Below are 24,078 nucleotides of genomic sequence, written 5' to 3'. Positions count from 1 at the left end.
AAGTATCATTAAAACTAATCAAAAACCTGTTCTATTTTGGGGAAATCTGGGTTTTCCAATAGGTCCTTACCACCGTGCATGAGATACAAGTAAAGATCTCCGTTAGGAATGATCGTTGCTTTTAATAGCTGACCAGTCTCCCTCGAGTAGAAATACCGGTCATTATTATTCGACGAAGTAAGAAATTTAAATCCATCATATTCATTAAATAATTTGTCAAAGTAAATTTCATCTACTTTCATGAATATTATTAAATCTAATTTATCTTGATAAAAATAGAATCTCGCAATACCATCATAATCCAATATGAAGTCTGCTACACTACCATCCTCGTAGTCATCTATTGTGTAATTTTTACCTAGCCGTTCTATTACTTTTGATTGTGAGTCACCTAATGTTACTCCATGAAGATAAAGTAATCCTTGTTCCTCCGAAAATGTAGGTTTGGTAAAATCTAGCTGCACTTCGGTTGCAGATTGTTGTTCATTTTTAATAAAAATTTCGTTGAAGACAAAAAGCATTGCACTAATTGTTAAAATAGCGCTAATTACTACATATTTCCATTTATGTTTTGACTTTCTTGAGGTATTTTCTATCTCATTCACTACATTTCGCATTACACGTTGTTTACTGGTTGTTAAATCTTTCACTTCATTAGGGATATAGTTATTCATTTAAAAGCACCTCCCATTCTATTCCTTTCAGCAGACTTTTTAATAGTTCTTTGCCTCGCCTTAATCGAGTTTTTACTGTACCTTCTGGAATAGATAAAATATGAGCAATCTCCGTAATAGTCATTTCATTAAAATAAAAATAAATTAGAACTTCTCGTTGTTTTAAGGGCAATTTTAGTATTGCTTCTCCAATTATTGCTTGCTCGTCTTTTTTTACCAATTCATCCAAATTTCTTTTACCGGCATGTGAAAATAATTTATTTTGTAGTTGGATCTTTCTATAGGCCCAGCTTTTTAAATAATCTTTGCTTTTATTAATAGTCATTTTTGTTAAAAATCCCTTTAACTCTCCGCGTTCTTCATAATGAAGCTGATTATGATAAAATTTGATAAATACTTCTTGTACAATATCCTCTGCTGCTTGGAGATCCTTCACGTAGTAATAAGCCAAACGTATTAAGGGCTCTGTATATTGAAACATTAATTCTTTTAAGTCATGAATATTGAACAAACCCACAACTCCTTTCGTTATATATTAAACGACTCCTAACACATCAAGGTTTGGATTTTTCTGAAATTATTTTACCGTAAGTAGGTTCCATATCCTTTCGTATTATTAATAATATCTTGTAAGTTTCAAAAAATGATATGATGGAAATGGATGGAGAATTGTAACTTTCTATGAGAATTATAAAAATATGTGGGGGTGTAGCAATGAGTACGTTTATTAAAAGGGTGGGGACCACATACATACCTGTTGTAGATCCGGTGAAATCATCACAGTGGTATCAGGAAATACTTGGGGCTGTTGAAAACTTTAGAAATACGGATAAAGCCATTTTAGAATTTGCTGATCAAAGCTTTTTCCTTGTTAAGGCTAAAATAGGGGAGCGGTCTGGTTTTTTGGATAGCTATGAGCGGGAACATTTTCAAATGACATTTGAAGTTGATGGTATAGGACAACTAATACAATTCCATGAGTTTCTTAAGGAAAAGGGAGTACGTACAGGGGGAATTGAAGATCGAGGACATCCAGGCAACAACTTTGTTTTTTTCGACATAGATGGAAATGTGTTTGATGTATGGAGTGAATTGAGTCCTACTTTCAAGGGAAAACAATATTAAATTGATATTTTGAATGGGCAAAAAATGTTGGAAAATCAAAAAAGAAGGACGTGCTAATTGATGAATTTAGAACAGGTTATGCAAGAACTTGAAGTACTAGGTAAGGAACGAACTAAAAAAATATACATAACTAATGGAGCACATGAGCCGCTGTTTGGAGTGGCAACAGGGGCTATGAAGCCAATTGTAAAGAAAATAAAAATTGATCAACAATTAGCTGATGAGCTTTATGCAACAGGGAACTATGATGCTATGTACTTTGCGGGCATAATTGCAGACCCAAACGGCATGACTGAGTTGGATTATGATCGATGGATGGACTCAGCGTATTTTTACATGTTATCCGATTATGTAGTCGCTGTAACTTTATCAGAGGCAGATATTGCCCAAGAAGTTGCTGATAAATGGATCGCAAGTGGTAAAGAGCTGAGAATGTCAGCAGGTTGGAGTTGTTATTGTTGGCTTTTAGGGAATCGAAAAGACGTTGAATTTTCGGAAACTAAGATCTCTAATATGCTTGATATGGTAAAAAATAATATTCACGAATCCCCAGAGCGAGCAAAATCGGCAATGAATAATTTTGTACACAGTGTAGGGATTTCCTATTTGCCTCTCCATGAAAAGGCAGTTGAGACAGCCAAGACAATTGGTATAGTAGAAATGAAACGGGACAATAAAAAAAGCAGTTTCCTAAATGCTTTCGAAAGTATTCAAAAGGGAATAGATGGAGGTAGGATTGGATTTAAACGTAAGTACGTAAGATGTTAACATAAATTTTAATGCTGCTAGTTCCTTATTAGGGATATGCAGCTTTTTCTATTTGGTTATTCCAACTAACAGTCAAGATTCAGGATTTTTCTAGCCCAAAAGCCCCTAGGACGACACTAGGAGCTCCAATTTTATCTTATTTTACATAGTTTCTTTCAAGGGTTTCAATAAAAGACTGCATCATGCGGCTACCTTGCTCGGTCCCAATAGATTCCGGATGAAATTGTAGACCATACAGAGGATAGTCGACATGTTTGATTGCCATAATTTCATTGTCCTCTTGTGACCTTGCCAACACTTCTAGTTTATCTATCAAAGACTCTTCTTCTATAACAAGTGAATGATAACGCATGACGAAAATTGGTTCATTAAAAGTTTCAAATAAGGCATGATTTCTATATGATAATGTCGACATTTTACCGTGCATAATCGTTTTTGCCTGCACAATTTTTGCCCCAAAGGCTGCTCCAATCGATTGATGACCGAGACAAATTCCTAAAATCGGATACTTTTTATATAGTTTTTGAATAATTTCGATGGAAATACCTGCATCGGCAGGGGTACCTGGTCCGGGAGAAATAATAATGGCCTCAGGATTTAATGCTTCAATTTCATTAATAGAAATAGCATCATTACGAACAACTTTTACTTCTTTGCCAAGCATGCTTACTTGCTGATATAAATTATACGTAAAAGAATCATAATTATCGATCAATAAAATCATCGTTGCACCTCCAAAAGAGCCTTAGCTTTATGGATCGTTTCCTCGTATTCACTTTTCGGAATAGAATCATGGACAATACCTGCTCCAGCTTGAACATGTGCATGATGATCCTTTACAACCATTGTTCTAATGGCAAGTGCTAAATCCATATTACCTGTAACGGATATATATCCAACTGCCCCAGCGTAAACACCACGTTTCATAGGCTCTAAATTATTGATAATCTGCATGGCTCTAATTTTCGGTGCTCCAGATACAGTTCCCGCTGGTAGACAAGTAGTTAACACATCCAGGATATGTGCATCTTTTTTCAAACGACCAGTTACTTCTGACACAATATGCATGACATATTTGTAGTACTCAATTTTCATATATTTCTCGATATGAACAGTTCCGATTTCTGCAATTCGACCGATATCATTGCGACCTAAATCAACGAGCATCCTGTGCTCCGCGACTTCTTTTTCATCATTCAATAACTCATAAGCAATGCGAACATCTTCCTCTGTAGTTTTTCCACGAGGCTTTGTTCCCGCTATAGGGTTCGTTGTCACTAATCCATCTTTAACCTTTACTAAGCTTTCAGGAGATGTTCCTAAAATAGTATAGGTTTCAAAGTCCATATAGAACATATATGGAGATGGATTGGAAGTACGAAGCTGTCGATACAGCGAGAAAGGGTCTCCGTTAAAGGGAGAGGTAAAACGCTGAGATAGTACAACCTGAAATATGTCGCCTCTTAAAATATGTTCCTTTGCTTTTTCCACCATCTTTGTAAAGTCTACTTCTTGAATCTGAGGTAGAAAAGCAAGCAGAGTATCCAATCTTTCAGGAATTTTTGGTCCTTGCTGAAGCTCAGAAAAAATTTTTTCAATGGCGTTAGTCATCGCATTTTCAGAACGCCCATTTTGAAATAAATCGATGGCCGCAATGGTAACGGCTTGTTTTAAATGATCGAAAATAATAAAGGTATCGTAAAACATAACATGCACGTCTGGCATTTCTAATTCGTCGTTTAATAGAACTCCTATTTTCTCATTGTAGAATGCAGTTTCATAGCCAAAATAACCTATGGCTCCTCCAAAGAACGAAAATGGATACGAATCTTGATGAATCGGCATCATTGTTTTAAGTTTTTCTATGACAGACATTTGCTCTTGTTCGACTTCTCCGTTTTTAAAGGACAATGAATATCCATGCTGGTCGCCAGTTAATTCACTGATGGGATCCACAGCGATAAAGGAATATCTCCCACTTTCCTCATGCTTTGCAGAGGATTCAAATAACATTTTTTTCTTGCCTTGCAATGAATGATAAATGGAAATAGGAGTCATCATATCCCCTTGAATTTCTTTCATTTTGTAGCTTCTCGTCTCAACTGTCATTACTCAACTCTCCTTTTCTCAGCTCAACTAAATACAAAAAGGCCCTCCATCGAAAAGGACGGAGAGCCGTGGTGCCACCTTCATTGATCACTATTGTAATCCACTTATTGCAACCAAACAGTTGCGAGTCCTATAACGTAGACGAACGCCAAAACCTACTGAAATTAAATTGTTCAGTCTTGGAGCTAAGAAGCCCATTCACTTTATTGCGTGCACTGACTCGCACCGGCCGTCAGCTCTCTAGAGCATTTCATAAAGTTACTATTCTTCCTTATCGCTTATTATAGTTTATTGTATTATAAATTATTTTAAAATTCAATTGATTTAGCGGCACTCATTCCAGCGATTTTTCCAGTTACAAGGGCCGAGGTAATGTTATAGCCCCCTGTGTAACCATGAATATCCAATATTTCACCACAAAAATATAGTCCTGCCTTTTTCTTCGAAGCCATAGTTTTAGGTTCTATTTCCTTGATGGATACGCCCCCACCAGTAACGAAAGCTTTCTCTAAAGGTTGTGTACCATAAACAAAGACGTTGAATTGCTTTAACTCATGTGCAAGTGTCCGAATTTTTTCGTGCGCAAGATTTTGACCATCTTCACTTTCTTGAATGCCAGTAAGTTGAAGTAAAAATAATAGCCATCTTTCAGGTACAATACCTTTCCATACATTTTTTACTGCTTTTTTTGGTTCTTCTTTAATAGAAGACAATAGTAACTGGAAAGTTTGTTCTTCATTTTGTTCTGGAAGGCTATCAATTCGAACTGAAACAGGCTGTCCGCCATTTTTCTTTTGTTCCTTTACAACGAATTGGCTGCATCTCAATACGGCAGGGCCACTTAAGCCGAAATGGGTAAATAACATATCCATTTCATGCGTAATAATTGGTTTTCCTTTTTTATTTAATACCGAGACACCTGCGCCACGAAGTGCGAGACCCTGAAGCTCCTTCGATTTGATAAATGCCTCGTTGGACAATAAAGGTACCTCCGTTGGATATAAGTCTGTTACAGTATGTCCAGCTTTCTCAGCCCATGGATAACCATCTCCAGTTGATCCAGTTTGAGGAACTGCCTTACCTCCGACCGCTACAACGATAGCACTTGCAGTAATTTCTTCACCTGAAGCAAGTCTAACACCAATTACTTTTTCATCATTCATCAATAATTTGGAAACGACTGAATTTAACTTTATTTCTACTTGTAATCTTTTTAATTCATCGAGGAGGGCATTCACTACATCCATTGCCTTGTTAGAGACAGGGAACATTCTTCCATGATCTTCTTCCTTTAAAGCAACTCCTAGATTTTCAAAGAACTCGATAATATCTTCATTATTAAAAACAGAAAACGGGCTGAATAAAAACCGGCCATTTCCAGGGATATTTTTCACTATTTCTTCTTGAGGGAGTCTATTGGTAACATTGCAACGCCCACCACCTGATATTGCGAGCTTCTTCCCTAGCTTATTTCCTTTTTCAATAAGTAGTACTTTCTTATTTTCTGCACCAGCTGCCGCAGCGGCCATTAATCCTGAGGGACCCCCACCAATTACAATAACGTCATACATAATAAATTCACACTTTCAGTTTTTTCTTTATTATACATGATTGTAGTTTTGTTTAGACAGTTGTAAACTGTAAGATAGACATTTTAACTTCATTAAGCAAATGTTTTTTTGCGATGAGCTTGCGCAGGGGCAGAAATCTCCCACTTCTAGAAGTGGTGAGGTGAATACGAGATATGTATTCAACAAAGCGATGTCCACAAACCCCTGCTTAATAAAGTTAAGGCCACCGGTGAATGCTGCAGGGTTTTCTCAAGCCAGCCGAGAAAAGTCTGGTCGCACATTCATTGAGGCGAATTTGATAAGAATGGACGGGTTAGATGGCTTCGAATTTATTAAAAGGGACAATGATATTAACTGTTGGTCTCTTATTATCAAGAATACTAGGTGTTTTGTATGTTATTCCTTTTTATCAGTTAGTTGGAGAGGAATACATTGGACTTTATCAGTATGCTTATGTTCCATATTCAATTGTGCTAGCAATTGCTGTTTCTGGTATACCAATAGCTGTTTCAAAATTTGTTTCCAAATATAACACATTAGGTGATTATGCAACTGGAAGAAAACTAGTGAAATCGAGCATGTTACTTATGGCAGTAACTGGTGTGCTAGGATTTCTTGTTTTATATTTTTTAGCAGAACCTATTGCGCATTTAGTTATTAAAGATAAGGATACTTTGATAACTGTTCAGGATGTTGCAACGGTTATTAAATATGTAAGTTTTGCAGTTATCGTTGTACCGGTGATGAGTTTAATAAGAGGATTTTTCCAAGGATATCAACATATGACTCCTACTGCTATATCCCAATTGATAGAGCAAATAGTCCGTATATTATTTGTACTATCAGGAGCATTTTTGGTTTTGAAAGTATTTGATGGTACGGAAAAAACAGCTGTATCATTCGCTGTATTTGCTGCGTTTTTAGGAGCTATTGCAAGTTTATTTGTTTTATATTGGTATTGGAAAAAATTAAGACCAGAATTTAATGATTTACTAAAAAGTAGTGGTAATGCCACTTCTAATGTTTCTTTGAAAAATATATATAAAGAAATATTGGTCTATACAGTTCCTTTTGCATTAGTCGGAGTTATAAATCCTCTATTCCAATTTGTAGATATGATAACATTTAATCGGGCTATGGCGATGATCGGCATTAGTGGAAAAGAATCAGGGATTTATCTAGGGATGTTAAATTTAACTACACACAAACTAGTGATGATTCCAGTTATGCTTGCAACTGGTTTTTCTATGGCGTTAATTCCTTATATTACTAGTTATTACGCCAAACAAGATTTTGCTCAAGTTAGAAAATCTTTGGACCAAACTTTTCAAATATTATTATTTTTAACTGTACCTGCTGCAATGGGTATATCCGTTTTAGCAAGTGAGTTTTATCTTGTGTTTTACGACCAAAGCGATGCGGGTACGGCAGTACTTGCTCATTATGCTCCAGTTGCTATTTTATTTGCACTTTACCCTGTAACGACTGCAATTTTGCAAGGGATTGATCGTCAAAAGCTTATAATTTTAAATTTATTGGTTGGAATTTTAACGAAGCTTGTACTAAACACACCATTTATAAAAATGTTTGAAACGGATGGAGCTATTTTAGCTACGGCTTGCGGATACACAGTTGCGATAGTTTTAAACATCGTCGCAATTCGAAAAACATTGCATTACAGGTCTGAAATGGTAATTAGAAGAGTTTTCCTAATCATTGTTGTAAATCTGATAATGTTAAGTCTTGTATTTATATCTAAATGGAGCATAGAACATTTATTTACAGTTGATAGCAAGCTAGAGGCACTCGTTGTTATCATTGTATGTGCTATTATTGGTGCAGCTTTCTATGGTTACGTCACATTGCGCCTAGGTCTAGCTCAGAAGCTCTTTGGAGAAAGACTGACAAAGTATACGAAAAAAATTGGTTTTTAGGAGAATAACATGCGATTAGATAAGTTTCTAGCTCATATGGGATATGGTACAAGAAAAGAAGTAAAAATATTAATCAAATCTAAAGCTATTCAAGTAAACGAGGCTGTTGTAAAAGACAGCTCCATGCATGTGAATGAGTTAAAGGATAGTGTGACGGTTTACGGAGAAGTAGTTGAATATAAAGAATTCATCTATTTAATGATGAATAAACCACCTGGAGTAATTTCTGCTACGGAGGATTCTAGGGATCAAACAGTTATTGATCTATTAGACGATGATGTTCGTCATTTTGAACCATACCCAGTAGGAAGATTAGATAAGGATACAGTTGGACTTCTTTTACTGACAAATGACGGTGCTTTAACACATCGACTTCTTTCACCGAATAAGGATGTACCAAAAGTATATTATGCGAAAGTGGATGGCATGGTTGATGAATCGGATATTGATGCCTTTGCCAATGGGGTGATATTGGATGATGGCTACCATACTAAGCCTGGCATACTTAAAATCTTAAATAGTGGTTCTATTTCTGAAATAGAATTATCCATTACAGAAGGTAAATTTCATCAAGTGAAAAGAATGTTTGAATCAGTGGGAAAAACAGTAATTTACTTAAAAAGGCTTTCGATGGGAATGTTATTGTTAGACAGTTCTCTTGAAGAAGGTACATACAGAGAATTGACAAAAGAAGAATTAGAACAAATACAGCAAAAGAATGACCTCGCTTAAACACTGAGCATGGTCATTCTTTTCATATTGTTAATATCTAAGATGTCAATTTAACTCTCTTGTTCGTCGTGGTCCATTTGCCTCTTGTTGGACTAATGATTAAGTCATTAAAAGCAAGCACATTCAAATCTCGTTGAATCGTGCGAGGAGTGATGCCAAATTCATCGACTAAATCTTGTGTTGTAACTGTTCCATTATCCCGGATGAACATATACATGTCTTTAATTCGAGTTAACATCCGATCAGTAGTTGGTTTCATAAGTAACCACTCCTTCATCATGATATCTCTTGGCTAGACTAGCGGACGACTTTGGGTGAAAAGCAACTGAGTAATTGCAATTTACAGCCCCTTTACTAAATGATAGTCAAAATATTTACTTTCTGACAATTCCATTATAGTAGATTTTTATTGAAATTTCTATAGAGATTACGATATTTACAAATAATTCACATTTCTCTTTAGTTTTGAAAATGCTTAAAAAAAACATTAAATAGAGGATTATCTAATTTTTTTAGAGCGATAGTAAAAGGGAAATGGATAAAATTTCCCTTTTGTAAGTGAATTACTCATGGACACAAGTAACTGACATGCCAAATCAAGTAAATGGTTTTAAGGACGCTGCCTAAAGCATAAAGAAGGTCATAAAATGCCTTCTTTTTTTATGTCTTTTTCTATAAAAAGTGTAAAATGGAATATAAGCATTAATTAGGAGGAAACAAATATGAACTGGTTAGAACTAGCAGAAGCGAAAAAAGCAGATATCGTAGCGGAATTACAAAGATTAATACAAATTCCAAGTGTGATGGATGAAAAAGCAGGTAATGATGAAATGCCTTTTGGTCCTAAACCATTAGAAGCGCTTATACACATGTTGAATGAAGGTGAGCAAGAAGGATTTATAACAAAGAACGTGGATAATGTAGCTGGACATATTGAAATGGGTGAAGGGGAAGATATTTTAGGAATCCTTTGTCATGTAGATGTTGTACCAGAAGGGAAAAACTGGACATATGCTCCATTCGAAGGTGTTGTAGCTAATGATAAAGTGTATGGTCGCGGTGCTATTGACGATAAAGGACCAACGATAGCTGCTTGGATGGCGATGAAATTAGTGAAAGAAGCCGGTATTAAGCTTTCCAAAAAAGTCCGTCTCATTATAGGAACAGACGAAGAAAGTGGATTCCGTTGTATGGCCAGATATTTTGAAAAAGAAGCGATGCCTCAGATGGGATTTGCTCCTGATGCAGATTTTCCGATTATTAATGCAGAAAAAGGAATTGCTAGTCTGATCTTTACTCAAACTGGTTCAGCTGATACAGAAACGATTCAATTTTTCCAAGCGGGTAAACGTACAAATATGGTGCCGGACGAAGCATTTGCTGTATTGTTCGGTGGTCTGCATATGATTAAGGAGAAGTTCCATTCGTTTGCAGCAGAACATAATGTAGAAGGGGAAGTCACACAAGAAGGTCCTATGGTTAAAGTACTTGTGCATGGTAAATCAGCACATGCTATGGAACCAGATGATGGTGTTAATGCAGGGATTTTATTGGCGAAATTCTTACAAAATATTAACTTGACTCCTCATTCAAAAGCATTCGTTAACTTTTTAGTAAATTCCTTCGGAGAAGAAAGCAGAGGGCATGGACTGGCACTCAATTTTACAGATGAGATTTCAGGGGACACGACTTTAAATCCAGGGGTCATTCATTATGCACCTGCAGAGGGATCTTGTACACAGGTGAGTATGCGTTATTCTGTAAGTTATCCTTTCGATGAACAATTAAGTGCATGTAGAGAGGTACTTACTGGTACAGGTATTACATTGGATTTGGGTACTAATTCTAAGCCACATTATGTCGATAAAGAAGATATACTTATTAAAACATTACAAAAGGTATACGAAAAACATACTGGTGAAAAAGCAGAGCTATTATCAATCGGTGGTGGGACGTATGCGAGGGTATTAGAAAAAGGGGTAGCATTTGGTATGCTTTTCCCAGGTAGAAAAGATGTAGCACATCAAGTAGATGAATACGTTGATATTGAAGATTTAGTTAAAGCAACTGCTATTTATGCAGATGCAATAGTGGAGCTTGCTGGAAGTTCAAAATCGGAGGAGGAATAAGCATGGTAAAAGTATTATGGAATGATCAATATGTACAAGAAGAAGATGTGAAAATTGGTTACGAGGATCGTGGCTATCAATTTGGTGATGGAATTTATGAAGTGATTAAAATATATAACGGAGATATGTTCACAGCTACAGAACATATTAATCGATTGTATGCGAGTGCCGACAAAATTCAACTAGTCATTCCATATACAAAAGATATCATGCATAAAATGCTACACGATCTTATAGAAATGAACGAGCTTCAGGATGGGCAAGTTTATCTTCAAGTTACGCGTGGCACTAGCATGCGTCAGCACAATTTCCCAGTTCCGGCAGTTGAATCTGTATTGACGGCATATACAAAGGAAACTGTACGCCCTCTTTCGCAGTTAGAAAATGGAGTAAAAGCTTGCTTTGTAGAAGATGTACGCTGGCTTCGTTGTGATATTAAATCGTTAAATTTATTAGGAAATGTGCTGGCGAAACAGGAAGCGATAAGTAAAGACTGCTATGAGGCGGTATTACATCGAGGAGAAACGATTACAGAAGGATCATCTTCTAATATGTACGGTATTAAAGATGGGGTTTTATACACACATCCGGTTAGTAATTTAATACTTAATGGAATTACTCGCCAAGTTATTTTAAGCTGTTGTGAAGAGGTAGGTCTGCCAGTAGTTGAAGAGGCATTTACAAAAGCACAAGCACTTGAAATGGATGAAATGATTATGTCTTCTACAAATGCAGAAGTAATGCCGGTAATTTCGATTGACGATCAATTAATTGGTACCGGAAAACGTGGCGAATGGGCTGAAAAACTTCAAGTAGCTTTCGAAAAGAGAATTCCTTCATCAGTTAAAATATGACCAAGCATTATTTTATCGCTATAAAGATTCCGGAGCAGGTAGCAGCCGCAATTATTCAGGAACGTGATAAAACAAATTTACACCAGACTCATAAAATATTACCCGTAGCGGAGGATCTGCATATAACGCTCTATTACCTAGGGCATATAGAGGAAAGTGTATTGGAAAAAATAATTCATTCTCTTCATCTGTTAGAATGGGATTCATTTAAACTGAAAACACGTGGAGTGGCACATTTTGGAAATGTAGCTACTCCACGAGTTGTGTATACTGCATTGGAAAAAAGTGATCCTTTGCAATTATTACAGCAAAAAATTGTCCAGTTATTAGAGGAATTTATCGAAGTACAGAAAAAAGAAGAATTTACTGCCCATATTACAATCGCCAAAAAATGGGCTTCTAAAGAATCGTTAAATTTAACAGAGTTTACATTACCTAATTTAGCCTTTAACGTTTTAAGTTTATCTGTTTTTACGATTAATGCGAATAGTTCTCCGCGTTATGAAGAAATAAGTACAGTTTTAGTGAGGGAGGGGAGAAATGAATGGCCCAACTAGTTAAACTACAAGATTATGTTTCGCGTTATCAAATTGATTTAAAAAGATACCCAACTCAGTTTGTGCGACTAAAGAAACAACAGTGGGATCGAACAAAGGAAGAGTGGGAGCGAGGCTCTTTTAATGCTGATTGGATTGAAAAAGAAGAAGTTGTTGTAGAGTACGAGAAAAAGTCACTTTTCTCTATTCTTTTTCCAAAGCATAAAAAAGAAATAGAAGAAGATTTAGATTGGCAAAATGCTGAATTAGCCGAAGAAGTGCTGATTCCAGAAGAATCTACTACATTACTTTTTGAACCCAAACTAGTATACAAGCCTCAAACAAAAGAAGAGCTAAAGAGAATGTATTTAGATCAGTTATTTCATTTTCAATTAAAATGGGCAAGCTCCACTTTACGTGAAAAATCATATGTAGATCCAAAATATATGCGTGACTCGATGCTAAGAGATTTTACTCAGAAATTACCGGATAATTATTTTTTATTTTATTATCCTATTTTAAAGATTAAAAAAGCACCGATTGAGTTAGATATTATACTTATACTGCCTACAGAGGTTGTGTGTATTGTAGTTCTTGAGGACAAAAAATCCGATGCGTTTGTAGGGAGTGGAGAACGATTTTGGTTAAAGAAAAGTGGGAAAGAAGAAAAGAAAATATTAAATCCTACAATTAATCTAAATCGAATGGAATCTATCTTAGGGCAGATTTTCCAGAAGCAAGAAATAGAGTTACCGATAAAAAAAGTAATTCTTTCAAGAAACGGCTATATTGATTATCCAGGTAACTCATTTCATACTGAATTCATCGATACTAGAAAATTTCCAGAATGGTTTTTATCATTGAAATCTTCCCATTCTCCGATGAAGCATATGCAATTTAAAGCTGCACAAGCGATATTGGACCTAGTACAAACAACTTCGTATTCAAGATCTAGTTGGGATTTAGATAGTGAGGAATCCAATGAGTAATATAGTCTTTATCGTAAATGAATATGCAGGAAATGGCTTAGGCAAGAAGGTGTGGAGAAGATGGCAAGAAGCTATAGATTTTCCACACACAGTATTTATAACAGAACGAGAAGACCATGCCACGGAAATAGCAAAAAAATGTGCTGAATCTATGGATGATTTGCTAATAGTTGGTGTTGGCGGGGATGGTACTATTCATGAAATTATCGTTGGTGTAGTTGGTTTTAAACATGTTCGAATTGGTATCATTGCTGCAGGAAGTGGCAATGACTTTGGTCGGACATTTTCCGTTTTTCGTACATTGAAGGATTTAAAAGAGTTTGCTGTTGGCAGTTTCCATACAAAGATGGATACTGGGACTGTACATACTCCTAATTCGGAATATCAATTTGTTAACAATGCAGGATTTGGATTTGATGCAAAAGTAGCTTATCTAGCTAATTATTCTGCATGGAAAAGCAGGTTAAACCTATTACGACTTGGTAAACTTGCATACATATTATATCTTTTGAAGGAATTATTTACGTTCAAAAAGTTTTCTTTTACCTTACATAATAAAGATGAAGTTATCCGATTTGATGATGTGTGGTTTTTTGTGATTTGTAATCAACCGTATTTTGGAGGGGGAATGAAAATTTCACCAACGTCTATCCCTAATGATCAATTACTAGAAATGACGATCGTAAACAAATTACCAAGATGGAAATTACTATTTATTTTTGGTACAGTATACTTTGGAAAACATACTAAATTTAAAGAAGTTACACAGTTTCAGGCATCAAATTTTAATATGATTATTCATGATGAAGTGTTTGGCCATGTAGATGGAGAGTTTTCTTTCGTAACCGATAAAGATACAGCTTATACATGTTCTGTAGTAGCAAACGCATGGAATTTAGCAAACCGTTAAAGAAAAAGGAGTTTGAATTATGAGGTTAAGACATAAACCATGGGCAGAGGATTTTATCAATGCTCATCCAGAAATAGTTATCCCAAATCCAGAAGAAGTTAAAGGAAAATGGGATGCAGAATTTAAAAATGAACATCCATTACACATCGAAGTAGGTTCAGGAAAAGGTCAGTTTGTAACAGGAATGGCCAAGCAAAATCCTAATATCAATTACATCGGCATAGAGCTATATGACAGTGTGATTGTATCTGCATTGGAAAATGCAATTGCCGCGCAGCCATTACCTAATTTACGGTTATTGAAAGTTAACGGAGCGGATTTAGCAAAGTATTTTGAAAAAAATGATGTAGATCGTGTTTACTTAAATTTCTCGGATCCTTGGCCAAAAACTAGACATGCTAAACGACGTTTAACACATGCAGAGTTTTTAGAGTTATATAAATCTATCTTGGTCGACCATGCTGAAATTCACTTCAAAACAGATAATCGTGGTTTATTTGAATATTCCTTAACGAGTATGTCAGCATTTGGAATGCTTATTAAAGATGTTTCCCTCGATTTGCATGTTAATATGCCTGAGGATAATATAATGACGGAATATGAAGAAAAGTTTTCCGCAAAAGGACAGCCAATATATCGAGTTGAAGCAAAATACGTTTAACTTCATTCAGCAATGTTTAATTGCGACAAGCTCGCTCGATAAAAATCTGGACACGCGGTTTTCTGCGGAGCCGAACAAAGTGAAGCGGAAGCAATGTTTTTTCTGCGGAGCTGAACAAAGTGTGAAGCGGAAGCAAAATACGTTTAAGGGGCGTTGGAGAATGGACACGTTTAAATTTCATGATATGTCATTCACATGGTTAAAGGGAGGAACAACTTTTATGGACGGGGGTGCCATGTTTGGGGTTGTTCCAAAACCATTATGGGAAAAGAAATATCCCGTCAATGAGAAAAATCAAATTGAGCTACCATCGGATCCATTACTCATCCAATATAAGGGGCAAAATATTTTAATGGAATCAGGTCTTGGTTATCGCAAAATGACTGAGAAACAATTACGAAACTATGGGGTCACCGATCAATCACAAGTGGAAGATAATCTTGTGGAATTAGGATTATTACCAGAAGATGTCCATATTATCATGATGACTCATCTGCACTTCGATCACGCTTGCGGTCTGACGAAATGGCACGAAAACCAAATTGTTTCCACATTTCCAAATGCCAAAATATATGTATCCGATGTTGAATGGCATGAAATGAAAAACCCGAATATTCGCTCCAAAAATACTTACTGGAAAGAAAATTGGGAGGCAGTTGAAAGTCAGGTAATTCCATTCACAAATTCTCTTGAGGTAGTTGAAGGAATCGAAATGATTCATACCGGAGGTCATAGTGATGGACATAGTATTGTTGTATTTAAGCAAGCTGAGGATACTGTAATACATATGGCAGATCTAATGCCTACCCATGCACACCAAAATCCACTTTGGGTGCTTGCATATGATGATTATCCAATGACTTCTGTTTATGCAAAAGAAAAATGGGTCAAACAAGCACTTCAACATAATTACTGGTTCAGCTTCTACCACGATGCTTTCTATCGAATGATCAAATGGTCCGAAGATGGAAAGGAAATAATGGATTTAGTTGAGAGAAGTCGGTAAATAAAAAACGAGCGGTGAGATTGTCATAGCTCGTTTTTTGTTTTTGTGAATAATTATCCTATTCCACCCAAGTTTTACAATGGAATAAAAAGGATAAATTTACCTTTTTTCTAGTAAATCACACTTAAGAGCAAGTAAACAAACAATGAGCACGAGTAACTTATAGATGAATCCAAGTAAATTCCTCATGAGAGCAAGTATCTGGCGGGTTAACGCAAGTAAATAGCCTTAGGTAAGATTTAAACAGAGAGAGTTTTTCTAATGAGAAAAATGGCAAGGATATTTTAACTGCATCGTTTGAAAGATAAAAAAATGTTAATCATGATAGAAATCATGATTAACCATTCTTTCCAAAACTTAAATCTTCACTAAATCCACAACAGATCCAGTTTTTGCATCTGCTGCAAACTCATATTGCTCGAGTTCACCGTTCTTCACCCGGGAAATTCCACCTTTATAAACATTCATGCTAATGGCTGCTTTTTGAAATTTCTCAGGCGTCATATATATCCAAGATCCATCGATTGGACCCTCTTTTTTGAATGAATTTTTAATTTCATTTAATACTAATTCTGCTGAACGATTGAAATCCATCTTATTTGTAGCTTGGCTGGCAATAACCCCAATAACAATCCCAGTTCCAAGTCCCATCATATAATCCTTTAATTTCATCAGTATTCCTCCCATCCTATTTTTTTTAGTGTATCACACATCCCCGTTTCGATTAAATTTTTCGGTTTACGAAGTTTTCTGGTAGTAAACGAAACGATCTTTTATTACAATAGAAGGTGAGGATAATTTTCTACACAGCTTTAGGAGGCTTTTTATATGAATGAGGAAACGCGCTCGCTATTTAAAACGTTGACAGAACTACCAGGAGCTCCTGGTAATGAGTATGCTGTTCGTGCCTTTATGCGCACCGAACTGACTAAATATTCAGATGAAATTGTTCAAGATAATTTAGGTGGGATATTTGGGCTTAAAAAAGGCGATGAAAATGGGCCGAAAATTTTGGTTGCTGGCCATATGGATGAAGTTGGTTTCATGGTATCTGGAATCACGGATAATGGAATGGTTCGATTTCAACCCCTAGGTGGTTGGTGGAGCCAGGTTCTACTTGCTCAAAGAGTAGAAGTTGTCACTAAGGATCAAACAATTCCTGGAGTAATCGGTTCTATTCCTCCTCACTTGTTAAGCGATGAGCTTCGAAACAAACCGATGGATATAAAAAATATGCTAATTGATGTCGGAGCAGATGATAAAGAGGACGCTCTACGAATGGGTATTAAACCAGGTGATCAAATCTTGCCTGTTTGTTCATTTACACCAATGGCAAATGATAAAAAAATTATGGCAAAGGCTTGGGACAATCGTTACGGTTGTGGATTAGCAATTGAGCTTTTAAAAGAAGTCCAAAATGAGAAACTGCCGAATATGCTTTATTCTGGCGCTAACGTAATGGAAGAAGTTGGTCTTAGAGGTGCACAGGCATCTGCAAACATGATTAGCCCGGACTTATTCTTTGCCCTTGATGCTAGTCCTGCAAATGATGCTTCAGGTAACAAAAATGAATTTGGACAACTTGGAAAAGGAGCACTTCTAAGAATCTTTGACCGCACGATGGTGACGCACCGTGGAATGCGTGAATTCGTATTAGACACAGCAGAGACACATAAAATTCCATACCAGTATTTCATCTCACAGGGTGGAACAGACGCTGGACGTGTTCACACATCAAATGAAGGTATTCCGAGTGCAGTAATAGGTATCTGCTCACGATATATTCATACATCAGCATCGATCATTCATACAGATGACTACGCAGCAGCAAAAGAACTTATTGTTAAACTAGTTAAAACATGCGATCGTACAACTTTAGAAACAATCAAATCAAACGTATAAAAAAAGATGCCTTCCGAGGCATCTTTTTATCTAGAAAGGAGGGTTAATGCATGAAAATATTAATAGGTACACATAATAGAGCTAAAACTAAAGCAGTTCAAACGATTTCAAGTATTTATTATCCAAATGCTAAATTTGAGAATATAGAAGTTCCATCCCTAGTTTCCGATCAACCTATGAGTCAGGAAGAGACAAGGCAAGGTGCTATTAATCGAGCCAAGCATCTTATGGAAGATACAGATGCCCTGTTTGGAATAGGGTTAGAGGGTGGAGTTCAAGAAATAGATGGTCAGATGTACATTTGTAATTGGGGTGCACTAGTGACACAGAAAGGAGATGTCTTTACTGCTACTGGAGCCGGAGTCCCACTGCCTAAGGAAATAGCCGAACAATTACTAGCTGGTGCGGAACTTGGGCCTGTAATGGACGTCTATACTAATAAGAACGATATTCGACATGATGAAGGTGCAATTGGTGTGTTTTCAAATGGACTTATTAATAGAAGTGCTATGTTTGAGCATATAATGTTATTATTGATTGGGCAATTTGAATTTGCGGGTAAGCCCTAGTAGTTGCAACTGTAGATAATCATCGTTAAAATATATAGCAGTTATGCTGAATGGAGGAAAGGGAATGGCTCGAAAATGGATGCGATTATTGATCGCGTCACTTGTTGTCATTTTATTAGCTGGATGTTCTTCTTTAGAAGAACAAACTGTAGATGGGCTTGAAAATGCAAAAGTAGCGTTTCAAGACGATGCAGAAAAACCAAATGAAAAAGTGAATGATATGAATATATTTATACCTAGTGGTTTTTCAATAGAGGAAGAATCGGATGAGACAAATATTATTCTTTCAAAAGGAGATGATTCATTTATTCTCTTTATTAATCCGAATGAATTACAGAGTAGTCAATTATACTATGATTTGATGATGGCAGATAGTAATCTAGAAGTATTAGATAAAAAAACATTTGAGCAAAATGGTCGTTTTGGATTTGCTGCAATTATTGAAAACAGTGAAGAAAAGTATGAGCTTATAACGAGTATTGGTGGCATTAAGCTAACAACTATTTCTGAGCAACAAGATATTGCAAATAATTTAGAGAACATGATGCTAATTGTGCGGTCAATTTCAACAAACTAAAGGAGTGCTACATATGGAAAGCTTAGCTTCGGTAGAACAATTCGAACAGTTAAAGCAGCAAGGGAAAGTCGTGTTTAAATTCACAGCCGGTTGGTGTCCAGATTGTCATTTCATCGATCCGTTCATGGGAGAGGTAGAAGAAAAATTTACAGATATCACTTTTATATCTGTAGACCGTGATCAGTTTATCGATTTATGTATCGAACTTGATATATTTGGTATTCCTAGTTTCCTAGCATTTGAAAATGGCGAAGAAAAAGGTCGATTTGTTAGTAAGGACCGTAAAACTAGAGAAGAAATTGAATCATTTCTTCAATCGATTTAATCCAGCAAACGGTTCACTTAGTGGACCGTTTTGTTAATTGAAAGGAAAAGATAATAAATGAAGGCACTAGAACTTGTACGACTATTAAAAACAAAGCTTTCCGAAGATGTATATACCTATGATTATAATAGAGAAACAAATAAGCTCAGGTTGACTCATAAAGCAACAGGGAAAGGAATTGAAATTTCGGTTCCTCCAATTTTAGCTAAATATGAAACGAAAAAAGAAGTGGCGATTAATGAGGTTGTGTATACGATACACGAAACATTTAAAGCAATGGAAAAAGAGATGGCCGGTGAAATAGATCCATCATTTTCGGTATATCCAGTTATCCGATCCACTTCTTTTCCACTTAAATCGAATGAAGGTAATCGTTTTATCACGAAGGATCATACAGCAGAAACACGTATTTACTATGCTGTAGATCTAGGGAACACTTACCGTTTACTAGATGAAAAAATGTTGGCGGATTGGAAAATAAGAGAGACGGAAGTACGCGAACGAGCACTCTTCCAAGTAAGAAATTTGGAAAATCGTTTTAAAACGGATGAAGTAGCAGGCAATATTTTTTATTTCTTTAATAATAACGATGGTTATGATGCAAGTCGTATACTAAACGAATCGCTATTAAAAGATATGAAAAAGAAAATTACTGGAGATATGACTATTTCTGTACCCCATCAAGATGTTATGATAATTGGGGATATAAGAAATGAAACAGGTTACGACGTTCTGGCACAAATGACAATGCATTTCTTCACTGTAGGAACCGTACCTATTACTTCATTATCTTTCATCTATGAAAATGGAGATTTAGAACCAATATTTATCATGGCGAAAAATCGAGTATCAAAGGAGAACGAAGACAAATGAATATTTTTTACAACAAACCTGGAGTTGGAGATGTATTATTAATCCAATTAACACCTGAAAAAACAGAAAAAGTTATTACAGAAACAAATGGCGATGTTACACAAGTAAAAGATGCTCAAACAAACGAAGTGTTGGCTATCAACATTTTTGAATTCAGTAAATATAAAGAACTAGATGTACAAGGTAATGTTCCTTTAACTGCTGAAATAGTAGAAGCTGTACAACATATCTTAACGAAAAATGACATTTCTTTTACCTTAGAAGTGGATCTATCTCCTAAGTTTGTAGTCGGTCACGTGGACTCATTAGAACAGCATCCAAATGCCGATAAATTAAAAGTATGCCGAGTAAACGTTGGGGAATCGACATTACAAATCGTTTGTGGTGCTCCTAACGTAGAAGCTGGACAAAAAGTAGTAGTTGCTAAAGTAGGTGCAGTAATGCCTTCAGGAATGGTTATTAAAGACGCTGAACTTAGAGGTGTTGCATCAAGTGGTATGCTTTGCTCTGCAAGAGAATTGGCAATTCCAAACGCACCAGAAGTAAAAGGAATTCTTATTTTAGACGAGCACAAAGAAGTTGGAAGTGAATTTTTAGTTTAATGAATGAAAAGCATGCCTTTTAGGTGTGCTTTTTTCGTTTAAAAAAATTATATAAAAATGACCTGTGAACATTGGGTTTGTGACACTTTTAAATATGAATTTTGAATTAGAAATGCAATCATCCAATGATAGAGAAAGAAAGCAGATTTTCTTTTATACCAGTGGAAGTATAGAGAAATAGTAAGTGTTTACCAAATAAAGAAGCGAAATAGCGAACGAAATAGCATCTTCTGGGCCCGCACGATGCGGGTTTTACGGGCAGTTCTCTACTGCCCGTTAATGCGGGCCACACGTCACAACCAACCTCTTAAAAAATATTCGGTGATCCTAGGTCAAAACGTCTGTCCAAAGCCCTTCTAAAACGATAGAAACAGGTTTGACCTAAGAGGACCGGGCATTTTTTTGCCTAGTTTTTCTTATTAAACAGAAATGTGGTAATTTGCTATTCTTCCTCGTTTACTTGCTCTAGAGTAAGATTTACTTGCTAAATGGAATATTTATCCGTAAATTTCGACTTCCCAATACATAAGTGGTATTTTCTGAATAGCCAAATTCCTAAAACACATGATTTTTTTCCCATTCTACCTTATAAATACAGACGAAACCTATTATTATTGGTAGAATAAGAGGTATCTTTTAGAGAGAGTGATGAATTTGAATTGGTTAAAAAAACTATTTGCATCAGATGAAAAAGAATATGAAGAGGAATACATGGAGGAGCAACAAATAATACATTCTGCAACGAAGAAAACTCCTTTTCGCTTCCCATTAATATCAGATGAAGAAAAACATGAATCATTGTATGGATATCCAAAGGAAGAAAAAATAGTTGAAACATATAAAGAAGAACCACTTTTCAAGGAACCGGAATATAAACCATTACATCAACAAAACCTATGGCAGCAACGTAAACAGCCTACCGTCACACACCGAGCAGAGAAGAAAAAGGTGGAAGAAACTCCTACAATAATTCGGAAAAAGAGAGCATTCACACCTACCGAAGTGCCATCACCGATTTATGGATTTTCCAAAACAGTTGCAAACAAAGAAAAAGAATTCATAGCCGAAACAGAACCTAAAATTGAAGTAGAAAATTCAGAAGTACTACTTAAATCGGAACCTGTAAATCCTGAACCAGAAGTAATTGTAGCAGAAGAATTAGTACAAGTAACTGAACTTGAAGAAAGTATGCAGGTTGACGTCGTGGTAGAGGATTTACAAGTAACTGAGTTGGCAGAAGTCGTACAAGCAGAGGTTGCTGTAACGGAAACACTAGAAACAATTGAATCAGTTCATAACACGGAGATCTTAGAAACAGAAAAACCAGTGAAAGAAAACATTAGACCTTTTAATGTATTAATGTTGAAATCAGATAAAAAACAAAAGAGTGAAGTAGAACAATTTGTACAAGGTCCTCAAGTTGAGGAGGCAAAGTTTAAAGTAGTACACGATGATCTACAAGTAACTGAGTTAGCAGAAGTTGTACAAGCAGAGGCTGCTGTAACGGAAACACAAGAAACAATTGAATCAGTTCATAACACGGAGATCTTAGAAACAGAAAAACCAGTGAAAGAAAACATTAGACCTTTTAATGTACTAATGTTGAAATCAGATAAAAGTAAATTGAATAGAATAGATACTATGAACAAAATATCGCCTGTAGCAAAGAATGCGGTCAATACAACAATGCCTTCAATTCAACAGGAACAAAAACAAATGACTGAGCAGGTCCAAGTGGATAGGCAGGAAATAGAGCAGGTAGTAGTGGAAGAACAAGAAGAGATCCAAACTAATTATGTAAGACCATCTTTTAGTCATTTACTTCCGCCCGAAATGAATGTGGAGGATAGAGATTGGATGGAGGAGCAGGCATTCACATTAGTAGATGCGCTATCTCATTTTCAAGTTATTGGTGAAATTGTTCAAATGGTACAGGGGCCAGCAGTCACCCAATTTGAAATAACAGTTGGGCAAGGAACTAAAGTAAGTAAAATACGTAATCTTGCGGATGATCTTAAACTTGCGTTAGCAGCAAAGGATATTCGTATTCAAGCTCCAATTCCAGGGAAGAGTTCAATAGGAATTGAAATACCGAATAGAAAATCTCGTGCAGTGCGCTTGTCTGAAGTAATAAATACAGATATATTTTTACATTCGGAGTCACCGTTAGAAGCAGCATTGGGGTTAGATTTAACAGGTAAACCAGTGACATTAGATTTGCGTAAAATGCCGCATGGACTTATTGCGGGGGCAACTGGATCTGGGAAGTCTGTATTTATTAACTCATTATTAGTAAGTCTGTTGTATAAAGCTACGCCAGATGAAGTAAAATTATTACTAATCGATCCAAAAATGGTGGAGCTTGCGCCGTTCAATCATATTCCACATCTTGTCAGTCCAGTTATTACGGATGTAAAAGCAGCAACAGCTGCATTGAAATGGGCAGTGGAAGAAATGGAACGACGCTATCAATTGTTTGCACATATTGGGGTACGAGATATTACTAGATATAATACGCTTGCAACTGAAAAACGGCAGTTTGCTCAAAAGCTTCCTTACATTGTCATAGTTATTGATGAGCTTGCTGACTTGATGATGATGGCTCCTACGGAAGTAGAGGATGCTATTTGCCGAATTGCACAGAAAGCAAGGGCATGTGGCATACATTTAGTTTTAGCTACACAGCGTCCTTCTGTGGATGTAATTACTGGCCTGATCAAAGCTAATATCCCTACACGTATTGCATTTTCTGTATCCTCACAAATTGATTCGCGTACCATTTTAGATCAGCAAGGTGCGGAACGTTTGCTAGGAAAAGGAGATATGCTTTATCAAGGAAATGGTATGTCTAGTCCTGTACGTATCCAAGGTACGTATGTCTCAGATGATGAAATTGAAAGTGTTATTGAATATGCTAGAAGTCAAGGAAATCCAGATTATATGTTTGAGCAAGAGGAACTTCTCCAAAAAGAAATCACTTCTGAGCAGGATGATTTATTTGAAGAGGCTTGCCGTTTTATCGTAGAACAAGGCACTGCCTCTACTTCGTTATTGCAACGTAAATTTCATCTAGGATATAACCGAGCAGCTCGTTTAATAGATGCTATGTATGAAAATGGATATATTACAGAGCAAAAGGGAAGTAAGGCAAGAGATGTACTTTTGACGAGCGATACACTAGATGAAATATTTAGTTAATATTGTTTATTAAAGTTTCATATAAGTAAGTGGT

The 24,078-nt window shown here is 36.1% G+C and carries 25 protein-coding genes and 1 other annotated feature; of the genes, 18 read left to right on the top strand and 7 right to left on the bottom strand.

Translation table 11 applies throughout. The features are described from left to right. Window positions 1-14: 14 nt before the first annotated feature. Both ACN6MX_RS12980 and ACN6MX_RS12975 read right to left on the bottom strand, forming a co-directional pair. Window positions 15-674 carry a hypothetical protein gene (locus ACN6MX_RS12980; RefSeq protein ID WP_419959317.1) on the bottom strand — a complete coding sequence of 220 codons (660 nt, stop codon included), beginning with the start codon at window positions 672-674 and terminating at the stop codon, window positions 15-17. Next, window positions 667-1,191 (bottom strand): sigma-70 family RNA polymerase sigma factor, encoded by a 525-nt coding sequence (locus ACN6MX_RS12975; protein ID WP_419959316.1) that lies wholly within the window; start codon window positions 1,189-1,191, stop codon window positions 667-669. The genes ACN6MX_RS12980 and ACN6MX_RS12975 overlap by 8 nt, the downstream gene beginning before the upstream one ends. A 197-nt stretch (window positions 1,192-1,388) precedes the next feature. Here ACN6MX_RS12975 and ACN6MX_RS12970 point away from each other — a divergent pair, with 197 nt between their 5' ends. After that, window positions 1,389-1,799, top strand: a complete 411-nt coding sequence (locus ACN6MX_RS12970) for a VOC family protein (RefSeq protein ID WP_419959315.1) — start codon at window positions 1,389-1,391, stop codon at window positions 1,797-1,799. 60 nt (window positions 1,800-1,859) lie between these two features. Continuing rightward, window positions 1,860-2,567, top strand: a complete 708-nt coding sequence (locus ACN6MX_RS12965; protein ID WP_419959314.1) for a DNA alkylation repair protein — start codon at window positions 1,860-1,862, stop codon at window positions 2,565-2,567. 136 nt (window positions 2,568-2,703) lie between these two features. On the opposite strand, the gene ACN6MX_RS12960 is transcribed toward ACN6MX_RS12965, so the two are convergent. The 3 genes from ACN6MX_RS12960 to ACN6MX_RS12950 form a co-directional block, all read right to left on the bottom strand. Continuing rightward, window positions 2,704-3,291, bottom strand: a complete 588-nt coding sequence (locus ACN6MX_RS12960; protein WP_419959313.1) for an anthranilate synthase component II — start codon at window positions 3,289-3,291, stop codon at window positions 2,704-2,706. Further along, a complete protein-coding gene (trpE, locus tag ACN6MX_RS12955) occupies window positions 3,288-4,676 on the bottom strand; it encodes an anthranilate synthase component I (protein ID WP_419959312.1) in 1,389 nt (462 codons plus the stop codon). Before trpE ends, ACN6MX_RS12960 begins: the two co-directional genes overlap by 4 nt. A gap of 51 nt (window positions 4,677-4,727) precedes the next feature. Next, window positions 4,728-4,960: a binding site (T-box leader), on the bottom strand. 24 nt (window positions 4,961-4,984) lie between these two features. Beyond that, a complete protein-coding gene (locus ACN6MX_RS12950; protein WP_419959311.1) occupies window positions 4,985-6,247 on the bottom strand; it encodes an NAD(P)/FAD-dependent oxidoreductase in 1,263 nt (420 codons plus the stop codon). 317 nt (window positions 6,248-6,564) lie between these two features. On the opposite strand from ACN6MX_RS12950, the gene ACN6MX_RS12945 reads away from it, so the two are divergent. Both ACN6MX_RS12945 and ACN6MX_RS12940 read left to right on the top strand, forming a co-directional pair. Further along, window positions 6,565-8,181, top strand: coding sequence for a putative polysaccharide biosynthesis protein (locus tag ACN6MX_RS12945; protein WP_419959310.1), 1,617 nt, complete (start codon window positions 6,565-6,567; stop codon window positions 8,179-8,181). A gap of 9 nt (window positions 8,182-8,190) precedes the next feature. Beyond that, window positions 8,191-8,913, top strand: coding sequence for a pseudouridine synthase (locus ACN6MX_RS12940; protein WP_419959309.1), 723 nt, complete (start codon window positions 8,191-8,193; stop codon window positions 8,911-8,913). Between the two features lie 37 nt (window positions 8,914-8,950). On the opposite strand, the gene ACN6MX_RS12935 is transcribed toward ACN6MX_RS12940, so the two are convergent. Then, window positions 8,951-9,172, bottom strand: coding sequence for a DeoR family transcriptional regulator (locus ACN6MX_RS12935; protein ID WP_340922431.1), 222 nt, complete (start codon window positions 9,170-9,172; stop codon window positions 8,951-8,953). 463 nt (window positions 9,173-9,635) lie between these two features. Between ACN6MX_RS12935 and pepV the strand changes: the two genes are divergently transcribed. The 7 genes from pepV to ACN6MX_RS12900 all read left to right on the top strand — a co-directional run bounded on the left by pepV (window position 9,636) and on the right by ACN6MX_RS12900 (window position 15,998). Next, the gene (gene pepV, locus ACN6MX_RS12930) at window positions 9,636-11,042 is read left to right on the top strand and encodes a dipeptidase PepV (RefSeq protein ID WP_419959308.1); all 1,407 of its coding nucleotides are present in this window, start codon (window positions 9,636-9,638) and stop codon (window positions 11,040-11,042) included. Between the two features lie 2 nt (window positions 11,043-11,044). Next, window positions 11,045-11,896, top strand: coding sequence for a D-amino-acid transaminase (gene dat / locus ACN6MX_RS12925; RefSeq protein ID WP_419959307.1), 852 nt, complete (start codon window positions 11,045-11,047; stop codon window positions 11,894-11,896). Then, the gene (thpR, locus tag ACN6MX_RS12920) at window positions 11,893-12,453 is read left to right on the top strand and encodes an RNA 2',3'-cyclic phosphodiesterase (RefSeq protein WP_419959306.1); all 561 of its coding nucleotides are present in this window, start codon (window positions 11,893-11,895) and stop codon (window positions 12,451-12,453) included. Before dat ends, thpR begins: the two co-directional genes overlap by 4 nt. Further along, window positions 12,441-13,421 carry a nuclease-related domain-containing protein gene (locus ACN6MX_RS12915; protein WP_419959305.1) on the top strand — a complete coding sequence of 327 codons (981 nt, stop codon included), beginning with the start codon at window positions 12,441-12,443 and terminating at the stop codon, window positions 13,419-13,421. Before thpR ends, ACN6MX_RS12915 begins: the two co-directional genes overlap by 13 nt. Then, window positions 13,414-14,331 carry a diacylglycerol/lipid kinase family protein gene (locus ACN6MX_RS12910; protein ID WP_419959304.1) on the top strand — a complete coding sequence of 306 codons (918 nt, stop codon included), beginning with the start codon at window positions 13,414-13,416 and terminating at the stop codon, window positions 14,329-14,331. The genes ACN6MX_RS12915 and ACN6MX_RS12910 overlap by 8 nt, the downstream gene beginning before the upstream one ends. A gap of 19 nt (window positions 14,332-14,350) precedes the next feature. Then, a complete protein-coding gene (gene trmB / locus ACN6MX_RS12905) occupies window positions 14,351-14,992 on the top strand; it encodes a tRNA (guanosine(46)-N7)-methyltransferase TrmB (protein WP_419959303.1) in 642 nt (213 codons plus the stop codon). Between the two features lie 160 nt (window positions 14,993-15,152). Next, window positions 15,153-15,998, top strand: coding sequence for a YtnP family quorum-quenching lactonase (locus tag ACN6MX_RS12900; protein ID WP_419959302.1), 846 nt, complete (start codon window positions 15,153-15,155; stop codon window positions 15,996-15,998). 357 nt (window positions 15,999-16,355) lie between these two features. On the opposite strand, the gene ACN6MX_RS12895 is transcribed toward ACN6MX_RS12900, so the two are convergent. Next, window positions 16,356-16,670 (bottom strand): hypothetical protein, encoded by a 315-nt coding sequence (locus ACN6MX_RS12895; protein WP_419959301.1) that lies wholly within the window; start codon window positions 16,668-16,670, stop codon window positions 16,356-16,358. A gap of 156 nt (window positions 16,671-16,826) precedes the next feature. Between ACN6MX_RS12895 and ACN6MX_RS12890 the strand changes: the two genes are divergently transcribed. From ACN6MX_RS12890 to ACN6MX_RS12860, 7 genes are all read left to right on the top strand, one after another. After that, window positions 16,827-17,900, top strand: a complete 1,074-nt coding sequence (locus ACN6MX_RS12890; RefSeq protein WP_419959300.1) for a M42 family metallopeptidase — start codon at window positions 16,827-16,829, stop codon at window positions 17,898-17,900. A gap of 50 nt (window positions 17,901-17,950) precedes the next feature. After that, on the top strand, window positions 17,951-18,469 hold the full coding sequence (locus ACN6MX_RS12885; protein ID WP_419959299.1) for a DUF84 family protein: 519 nt from the start codon (window positions 17,951-17,953) through the stop codon (window positions 18,467-18,469). A 64-nt stretch (window positions 18,470-18,533) separates the two neighbouring features. Next, complete coding sequence (locus ACN6MX_RS12880; RefSeq protein WP_419959298.1) at window positions 18,534-19,046, top strand: hypothetical protein; 513 nt, start codon at window positions 18,534-18,536, stop codon at window positions 19,044-19,046. A 13-nt stretch (window positions 19,047-19,059) separates the two neighbouring features. Next, window positions 19,060-19,371 (top strand): thioredoxin family protein, encoded by a 312-nt coding sequence (locus ACN6MX_RS12875; protein WP_419959297.1) that lies wholly within the window; start codon window positions 19,060-19,062, stop codon window positions 19,369-19,371. A gap of 57 nt (window positions 19,372-19,428) precedes the next feature. After that, the gene (locus ACN6MX_RS12870; RefSeq protein WP_419959296.1) at window positions 19,429-20,244 is read left to right on the top strand and encodes a DUF1444 family protein; all 816 of its coding nucleotides are present in this window, start codon (window positions 19,429-19,431) and stop codon (window positions 20,242-20,244) included. Beyond that, window positions 20,241-20,846: a YtpR family tRNA-binding protein gene (gene ytpR / locus ACN6MX_RS12865; RefSeq protein ID WP_419959295.1), complete on the top strand. Its 606-nt coding sequence runs from the start codon at window positions 20,241-20,243 to the stop codon at window positions 20,844-20,846. The genes ACN6MX_RS12870 and ytpR overlap by 4 nt, the downstream gene beginning before the upstream one ends. 654 nt (window positions 20,847-21,500) lie before the next feature. Continuing rightward, window positions 21,501-24,044 (top strand): DNA translocase FtsK, encoded by a 2,544-nt coding sequence (locus tag ACN6MX_RS12860; RefSeq protein ID WP_419959294.1) that lies wholly within the window; start codon window positions 21,501-21,503, stop codon window positions 24,042-24,044. The last annotated feature ends 34 nt before the right edge of the window (window positions 24,045-24,078 follow it).

This window comes from Psychrobacillus sp. BM2, assembly GCF_048572895.1.
Lineage (GTDB): Bacteria > Bacillota > Bacilli > Bacillales_A > Planococcaceae > Psychrobacillus.
Note: the sequence above shows the minus strand (reverse complement) of the source record. Positions and strands in the feature narration are given on the sequence as shown.

Excerpts from the sequence above, each read along its gene's own strand:
- ACN6MX_RS12980 (WP_419959317.1), bottom strand. The coding sequence starts at position 674 with ATGAATAACTATATCCCTAATGAAGTGAAAGATTTAACAACCAGTAAA.
- ACN6MX_RS12970 (WP_419959315.1), top strand. The coding sequence starts at position 1,389 with ATGAGTACGTTTATTAAAAGGGTGGGGACCACATACATACCTGTTGTA.
- ACN6MX_RS12965 (WP_419959314.1), top strand. The coding sequence starts at position 1,860 with ATGAATTTAGAACAGGTTATGCAAGAACTTGAAGTACTAGGTAAGGAA.
- ACN6MX_RS12960 (WP_419959313.1), bottom strand. The coding sequence starts at position 3,291 with ATGATTTTATTGATCGATAATTATGATTCTTTTACGTATAATTTATAT.
- trpE (WP_419959312.1), bottom strand. The coding sequence starts at position 4,676 with ATGACAGTTGAGACGAGAAGCTACAAAATGAAAGAAATTCAAGGGGAT.
- ACN6MX_RS12950 (WP_419959311.1), bottom strand. The coding sequence starts at position 6,247 with ATGTATGACGTTATTGTAATTGGTGGGGGTCCCTCAGGATTAATGGCC.
- ACN6MX_RS12945 (WP_419959310.1), top strand. The coding sequence starts at position 6,565 with ATGGCTTCGAATTTATTAAAAGGGACAATGATATTAACTGTTGGTCTC.
- ACN6MX_RS12940 (WP_419959309.1), top strand. The coding sequence starts at position 8,191 with ATGCGATTAGATAAGTTTCTAGCTCATATGGGATATGGTACAAGAAAA.
- ACN6MX_RS12935 (WP_340922431.1), bottom strand. The coding sequence starts at position 9,172 with ATGAAACCAACTACTGATCGGATGTTAACTCGAATTAAAGACATGTAT.
- pepV (WP_419959308.1), top strand. The coding sequence starts at position 9,636 with ATGAACTGGTTAGAACTAGCAGAAGCGAAAAAAGCAGATATCGTAGCG.
- dat (WP_419959307.1), top strand. The coding sequence starts at position 11,045 with ATGGTAAAAGTATTATGGAATGATCAATATGTACAAGAAGAAGATGTG.
- thpR (WP_419959306.1), top strand. The coding sequence starts at position 11,893 with ATGACCAAGCATTATTTTATCGCTATAAAGATTCCGGAGCAGGTAGCA.
- ACN6MX_RS12915 (WP_419959305.1), top strand. The coding sequence starts at position 12,441 with ATGGCCCAACTAGTTAAACTACAAGATTATGTTTCGCGTTATCAAATT.
- ACN6MX_RS12910 (WP_419959304.1), top strand. The coding sequence starts at position 13,414 with ATGAGTAATATAGTCTTTATCGTAAATGAATATGCAGGAAATGGCTTA.
- trmB (WP_419959303.1), top strand. The coding sequence starts at position 14,351 with ATGAGGTTAAGACATAAACCATGGGCAGAGGATTTTATCAATGCTCAT.
- ACN6MX_RS12900 (WP_419959302.1), top strand. The coding sequence starts at position 15,153 with ATGGACACGTTTAAATTTCATGATATGTCATTCACATGGTTAAAGGGA.
- ACN6MX_RS12895 (WP_419959301.1), bottom strand. The coding sequence starts at position 16,670 with ATGAAATTAAAGGATTATATGATGGGACTTGGAACTGGGATTGTTATT.
- ACN6MX_RS12890 (WP_419959300.1), top strand. The coding sequence starts at position 16,827 with ATGAATGAGGAAACGCGCTCGCTATTTAAAACGTTGACAGAACTACCA.
- ACN6MX_RS12885 (WP_419959299.1), top strand. The coding sequence starts at position 17,951 with ATGAAAATATTAATAGGTACACATAATAGAGCTAAAACTAAAGCAGTT.
- ACN6MX_RS12880 (WP_419959298.1), top strand. The coding sequence starts at position 18,534 with ATGGCTCGAAAATGGATGCGATTATTGATCGCGTCACTTGTTGTCATT.
- ACN6MX_RS12875 (WP_419959297.1), top strand. The coding sequence starts at position 19,060 with ATGGAAAGCTTAGCTTCGGTAGAACAATTCGAACAGTTAAAGCAGCAA.
- ACN6MX_RS12870 (WP_419959296.1), top strand. The coding sequence starts at position 19,429 with ATGAAGGCACTAGAACTTGTACGACTATTAAAAACAAAGCTTTCCGAA.
- ytpR (WP_419959295.1), top strand. The coding sequence starts at position 20,241 with ATGAATATTTTTTACAACAAACCTGGAGTTGGAGATGTATTATTAATC.